The sequence below is a fragment of the Pseudomonadota bacterium genome (assembly GCA_039033415.1).
Lineage (GTDB): Bacteria > Pseudomonadota > Gammaproteobacteria > Xanthomonadales > SZUA-38 > JANQOZ01.
Genome location: JBCCCR010000031.1, coordinates 79,890 through 86,362 on the forward strand (window position 1 = coordinate 79,890; position 6,473 = coordinate 86,362).

The following is a 6,473-nucleotide window of genomic DNA, read 5'->3' on the forward strand; positions in this document are numbered from 1 at the left end:
CGGTAAGGAGCAAGGCACATGGCGGACCGGTGTCGAGTATTGCTTGGGCTGTTGGCGATCATCGCAGCGCTATTTGTGACCCCTCAATGGGCTCTTGGTCAGCCGTTTGTGAACTGGGAGAACCATCCGGTTCATGCGCTGGACCTGAGTCCTGACGGCACAACGCTGGCTGTTGCCCACACGGCCGACGCCAGAGTGCAGCTATTTGATGTATCCACCGGCCTGCCGGTCTTTGCCGGTTCGGTGCTGGTCGGGCTGGACCCCGTTTCGGTGCGGTTTCGCACCGACAGCGAGCTTTGGGTCGTCAACCACATTTCCGATTCGCTGAGCATTATCGACGTGGCGCAGCGGCGTGTCCGCCTGACCGTCGACACGGCCGATGAGCCTTACGACGTGGTGTTTGCTGGTCCCGAGCGCGCTTTTGTCACCGCGTCGCAGGTCAACCAGCTGCAGGTCTTCAGCGCCGCAAACCCGCAGCAGGCGCCGCAGACGCTGCAGCTTGCCGCGGAAGACCCCCGCACGCTGGCCGTCAGTCCCGACGGCCAAACGGTCTACGCCGCCATTTTTGAGTCCGGTAACGGCACAACGCTGGTTGCGGGAGCAACACAGCGCGGTGATTTTCCGCCGAACGCCGCGCTCGACACCGCCGGTCCTTATGGCGGCACCAACCCGCCGCCGAACGAAGGGCAGGGGTTTTCGCCGGCGCTCAATGTGGGTCTGAGTGCAGCACCGCAGGTGGGCCAGATCGTGCGAAGGACCAGCGACGGTCGCTGGCTGGACGACAACAACGGTGACTGGACAGATCTCGTGTCGGGGCCACTCGCCGATCGTTCCGGTCGGATCAGCGGCTGGGATCTGCCGGATCGGGACATCGCGGTTATCGACGCTCAGAACCTAACCGTGTCTTACGTCAGCCGTCTGATGAATATCGGCATGGCCATCAGCGTGAATCCGGCGACCGGCGCCGTGGTGATGGTCGGCACCGATGGAAGAAACGAGGTGCGTTTTGAGCCGAACGTCAACGGCACGTTCCTACGCGTTCAGTCAGCGCGCGTCAGCGGCGCCAACGCGACCGTCAATGATCTCAACCCCCATTTGGATTACCTCACCCCATCGGTCGCTCAGGCCGAGCGGGCGCGCTCGCTGGGAGACCCGCGGGGCGTCACCTGGCTCGCTGACGGGAGCCTGGGGTTTGTGGCGGGGATGGGATCGAACAACGTTGTTCTGCTGGCTTCAGATGGCCAGCGTCTAGCCGGCAGCGAGCCGATTGAGGTCGGCGAGGGCCCGGTGGGCCTGGCGGTTGCGGCGGACCAGCGGCGGCTCTTCGTCTGGAATCATTTTTCTGCTGAGCTGTCGGTGGTGGACATCGCGGCGCGCCGCGAGCTGACGCGACTGGCAGTTCACAACCCGCTGCCGCCGGCGATTCGAGACGGACGCCGACACTTCTACGACACGCACGCAACGTCCGGCCTCGGTCACGCTTCCTGCGCGTCCTGCCACGTTGACGGTCGGGCCGACCGCCTGGCGTGGGACCTCGGCGATCCGGGTGGCGAAACCAAAATGTTCAATCAGAACTGCTCCACCTCGCGCATCGCGAGGCCCTGCGATAACTTTCATCCCCTAAAGGGACCGATGGTGACGCAGACGCTGCAGGACATTATCGGCAAAGAGCCGCTGCACTGGCGTGGCGACCGAGATGGGATCGAAGAATTCAATCCAGCATTTGTGGGCCTGATGGGGGCCGACGCGCCTCTGAGCGAAAGCGAGATGGCGCAGTTCAAGGCATTTCTTGGGACGCTGACATTTCCGCCCAATCCCTATCGGCAGCTCAACAACAATCTGAGTTCGTCGGTCGACCTCACCGGGCACGTCACCAGCGGCCGCTTTGCCCCGGCCGGCCAGGCTCTGGGCAGCGGCAACGCCATTCGGGGCCGAACGCTGTTCGACAGCCGCGATCTGGTGGACGTTTCTCAGATCGGCGGCAACTCCACGGGCTGCCGAACTTGCCACACGGTGCCTACCGGACTGGGCAGTAACGGTCGGGTATCCGACCCGTTCGACAGTACGCCGCTAGGCGGGCGGACGTTTGAAACAGGGCCCAACGATGAAAATCATTTGCACGTGTCAGGGACCGGGACCCTGACCGATGGAACCTTTAAGATTCCACACCTGCGCAACATGCACGAAAAAACCGGGATGGACCTGCGCAGCGCCGAGGGACGCGCGGGCTTCGGCTTTGTCCACGACGGGTCGGTAGACTCCCTGGCAAACTTTCTGTCGCTGGAAGAATTCTTGCCGGGTTCAGACCAGGACGTGGCGGACCTGGTTGCCTTTCTCCTGTCGTTCAGCGGGTCGGGGCTCGGCAATGACAACACCGGTCATGAAGGGGATGTTCCCCTAAGTCTGGACACCCACGCAGGTGTAGGGCACCAGACCACGCTGGCCGGCGGCCCGGATGGATCGGACACGCTGGTGGCGCTGGCGGAGTCGGAGCCCGAGCTCGAGCTGATCGTCAGCGCAAGCCAAACGTCCTGGCTCTTTGAGAACGGCAGCTTCACTCCCGACGACGGCACGGCGGCCATCAGCAAGGCGCAGCTGCGTGGCCTTGCCGCCTCGGATAACCCGCTGCAGTTCACTTTGGTACCCGCCGGCAGCGGCAACCGGCTTGCGCTGGATCGCGATCTCGATGGAATCCTCAATGGCGTCGAGCTAAATCAGGGATCCAACCCGGCTGACGCCGCATCGACCTCTTTCAGACCAGCTCAGGGGCTTTGGTTCAATCCGGATCGCTCAGGCCACGGCGTGGATATTCAGCTGGCGGGCAACCAGGTTGCGGGCACCTGGTATACGTACACAGATGACGGGATCCCGATCTGGTACCAGGGTGTCGGGACGCTCGAAGAAAGGTCCTTCACCGCGGATCTCCTGAGCTATCGCCGCGACGCTGACGGGACCGTCACCGGGACCTCGGTGGGCACCATGACCTTCGACTTTTCTGACCCCACGCATGCCGAGTTCAGCTGGACCGTTGACGGTCGTCCGGGCCGTGAATCGTTCGAGCGGTTCGTGTTTTCCAACGACCGTACGCTGCGCCAGTTTACCGGGCTATGGTTTGACCCGGCGGAGCCTGGGTACGGTCTCACCATCGACACCCTCGGCGACGTCAGGGTGGTCGTTGCCTACTTTTACGACGCGAACAACGAGCCGCGCTGGACGATCGGTCAAGCAAGCAATGATCTGGTCGGCGATACCGACATGCTGTCCTTCACGGGGTTCTGTCCGGACTGCGAGCTGGTCGAGACCCGCAGCGAGGCGGGCGGCTCCCTGACGCTGAGCTTTGCGGAGCTGGAACGCCAGACCGAGCTGACCCTGTCGGTGGCCTATCCAGGACTCGCAGGGAGCAGCTTCGAACGCGAGGCTGTGCTGGTGCCGCTGACGGATGTACCGCTCAACCTGGAGCACTAGTCGGGTTGGGTTCGTACCTCATTGAAAGCTGAGGATACGCTTTCCCCGAGCTGTTCTGGCTCGCTCGGATTGACGGCTATACCCCTGGAGTTCGATTTCCTGAGTCGTTGCCTCCAACGACAAACCGAGCGACCCAAAATACCTAATCAATTCATATAACTACGAGTAAAAAGAATTGCTGTTTCGCCGTATTTTCTAAATATCACCAGCCTACGATTCATCTAATCTCACCTAACAAATTGAATTCATTGGCCATGATTGTGCAAAACAGGCAAAATTTTCCCATACAGCGAATTTAGTCCCAATATTTGTAGTTAGGCGCCTAATTCATGTTCTACGACTCAGGCCAACCAGTACTGCTCGGAGACCTAGTCGAACTTGACGTAGGCCCTGGCGAGCAAACTAGAGCCCGCGTCGTGATGGTTGGTGAGGACTACTCCCATTCAGGTGTCGAGGAGTCTTTCGAGCGCTGGGTCAGAGAGGATAGGGTCTTGTCGGAAGGCGATGTCGTAGTTGAAATGAGTGAATGCCTAGAGAACGTCGAGTCTGGGAATTACATGTTCACGTCATTATCAGGGGTAAAACTCATTGAACGCGTATCAAAGTCGTACGGCACCTAACAAATGCATGCAGCTGACCGCCAAAACGCTCCGCGTTTCGTCGGCAGCTGATGCTAGTCGTTAGGTTTTGTAATGAAGCATTGGGTGTGGAGGGCGTATTTTGGAGTCTTTTTGCTAATCGTTGGGGGCGCGACCCTCGGGCTGGGCATTCTTTGGCTCGCGACTGATACCGAGGTTGACCTGAGCTCTTCTGAGATTTTTTATGCTGCGATTACATGGGTCGGCATCGTGGGGCTTTACGGGTACTGCTACGGCAAGAGAATTGGAAATCGATACGTTTGGCTTGGTGTGCTGTACTTGGAATTACTGAATGTGGGTTATTCATTTGTATCGGATCCCCCGATTTCGTTCACCGACCTTGCGGCTAGCGCTGCAGTTCTTGCCATTCTTTTTGGGCCATACCTCTATGCATTGTTCGATTATTCAAAATGGGTTAAGGCGAGAGTTCCAACCTAACAAGCGCATGCAGCTGACCGCCAAAACGCTCCGCGTTTCGGCGGCAGCTGATGCTTAGCGTTATGCGAATTACGGCTCTTGCCTTCGTTCTGTTGGGATGGTCTTTTCTGCTATCAGTTTGCGCAGAGGACTACGGCTACGTGCCTCTGAACGGCGATATCATTTTCCACACGTCGAGGTCATCTCAGAGCAAAGCGATCCAACTCGCGACAGACTCCGTCTACAGCCATATGGGTATCGTCTACGTTCGTGAAGGTGCTCCCTACGTGTACGAAGCAGTACAGCCAGTCAAATCAACTCCTCTGGAGGAGTGGATAGCTCGCGGAGAGAATGGCCATTTCGTAGTAAAGAGGCTCAAGGAGGCACAAGAGGTCCTGGATCAAGCAAAGTTCGATGCGATGTGGAGCATCGGACAAACCATGGTCGGTAAGGACTACGATCTCTACTTCGAGTGGTCAGACGACCGTATCTATTGCTCGGAGCTCGTATGGAAAATGTACAAACTAGGTGCTGGCATTGAATTAGGTTCTTTGGAGAGGATCGAGTCATTCGATTTCTCTCATGAGCTAGTTCAAGCCAAAATCAGAGAAAGATATCCAGATGGCCTGCCGGAGAATGAGCCAGTCATTTCGCCCGAGGCCATTTTCCAGTCCAGCCAGCTCGAGACGGCATATGAAAGGTAGGAGCGGGCATAACAAAAAGCTGCAGCTGACCAGCTTCGCTGGCAGCTGAGCCTAGTCGTTAGAGCGCCATGAAAGATCCAACTGTGACCCTAAGTTTTATCCGGAATTGCCACGGAGCATCTGAAAGTCCTTTAGAGGCGATTGGCGTCTTTGATCTGGTGCGTCATCCGCAGAGAGAAGGTCTGTGGATGATGGAGCGGCGAGAAACAGTTCAATTTCCCAATGGCGATACCATCGAGTTGTATGCTGAGGCGAATTCGTCGTGCAACATGGTTCACATAAACAGTGGCGCTGGGAGAGTTATCAGTTGGAAGGCGGCCTCAGATGTCGATCTAATGTTTCTATTGCCCTCCGGAGAGGAGGCGTACGTGTCCATGGAAGTAGACCGAAACCTCGTTCGATGAATGGACGCTCTAACAAATGCATGCAGCTGACCGCCTTCGGCGGCAGCTGATGCTAGTCGTTAGGCATTACTGAATGGGAGCAAATAGAACATTCGCTTGCAGTCTTTGCGGTGCACTTCGTCGAGCCAGGTCGCCAGATTTTGAAATTGGCACCAAATCGTCTGCTTGGCCGAAACACTGCAATAAGCCGATGGTTCTGCTGGGGTATCGTTCCTCTCAAGCTGCAACTCAATTGAGTAGCAAAGATCGCGTGGCTTGGTTGCGGCTAGGTGCAAGAGTTATGGAGGGAAAAGGGAAGAAAAAATGGCGTCCAGTTACCAAAGAGTCGCATTTGAAGGATGCGCATCCTCTCGTGTGAAGGGGCGGATGCCTAACAAATGCATGCAGCTGACCGCCAAAACGCTCCGCGTTTCGTCGGCAGCTGATGCTAATCGTTAGGCGGTCATGTCTATCGGAAAGAACGGCTCAAGGAAGATCTCGCTAAGCGGAAGCGAATATCGCTGGGCGTTTTCGCCCGATAGCAATTTCTTAGTCATTGCTGTTCAGGATGCATCTGGCCATGGCCAGCGTTTGGAAGCCCAGTTTAGATACGGGCACCAGGGCGGCCCCCACGAGAGCTTGAACCACCCCGGGTTTTCCGGAGACCGTTTGGTGTGAGTCAGACCGCTGTGGCCTGACCATTCTGTGCCTCGTAAAAGTCCTGTTCAAATTCGGTGGGCGGCACATCGCCGAGCGACTCCATCAGCCGGCGGTGATTGAACCAGTCTACGTATTTGAAGGTTTCGTATTCAACCGAGTTGAGGTTTTTCCAGGGACGTTTCTTTTCGATCAGCTCGGCTTTGTAC

Annotated in this window: 5 protein-coding genes; 4 read left to right on the forward strand and 1 reads right to left on the reverse strand. The window is 57.4% G+C overall.

Translation table 11 applies throughout. The features are described from left to right. Positions 1–18: 18 nt before the first annotated feature. The 4 genes from AAF358_21795 to AAF358_21810 all read left to right on the forward strand — a co-directional run bounded on the left by AAF358_21795 (position 19) and on the right by AAF358_21810 (position 5,224). Positions 19–3,465, forward strand: coding sequence for a hypothetical protein (locus AAF358_21795; GenBank protein ID MEM7708202.1), 3,447 nt, complete (start codon positions 19–21; stop codon positions 3,463–3,465). A gap of 329 nt (positions 3,466–3,794) precedes the next feature. Continuing rightward, positions 3,795–4,085, forward strand: a complete 291-nt coding sequence (locus AAF358_21800; protein MEM7708203.1) for a hypothetical protein — start codon at positions 3,795–3,797, stop codon at positions 4,083–4,085. Between the two features lie 72 nt (positions 4,086–4,157). Continuing rightward, positions 4,158–4,541 (forward strand): hypothetical protein, encoded by a 384-nt coding sequence (locus tag AAF358_21805; protein ID MEM7708204.1) that lies wholly within the window; start codon positions 4,158–4,160, stop codon positions 4,539–4,541. Between the two features lie 50 nt (positions 4,542–4,591). Continuing rightward, positions 4,592–5,224: a YiiX family permuted papain-like enzyme gene (locus tag AAF358_21810; protein MEM7708205.1), complete on the forward strand. Its 633-nt coding sequence runs from the start codon at positions 4,592–4,594 to the stop codon at positions 5,222–5,224. A gap of 1,062 nt (positions 5,225–6,286) precedes the next feature. Here the strand turns inward: AAF358_21810 and AAF358_21815 are convergent. After that, a partial coding sequence (locus AAF358_21815; protein MEM7708206.1) for an IS3 family transposase occupies positions 6,287–6,473 on the reverse strand: 187 nt, incomplete at its 5' end.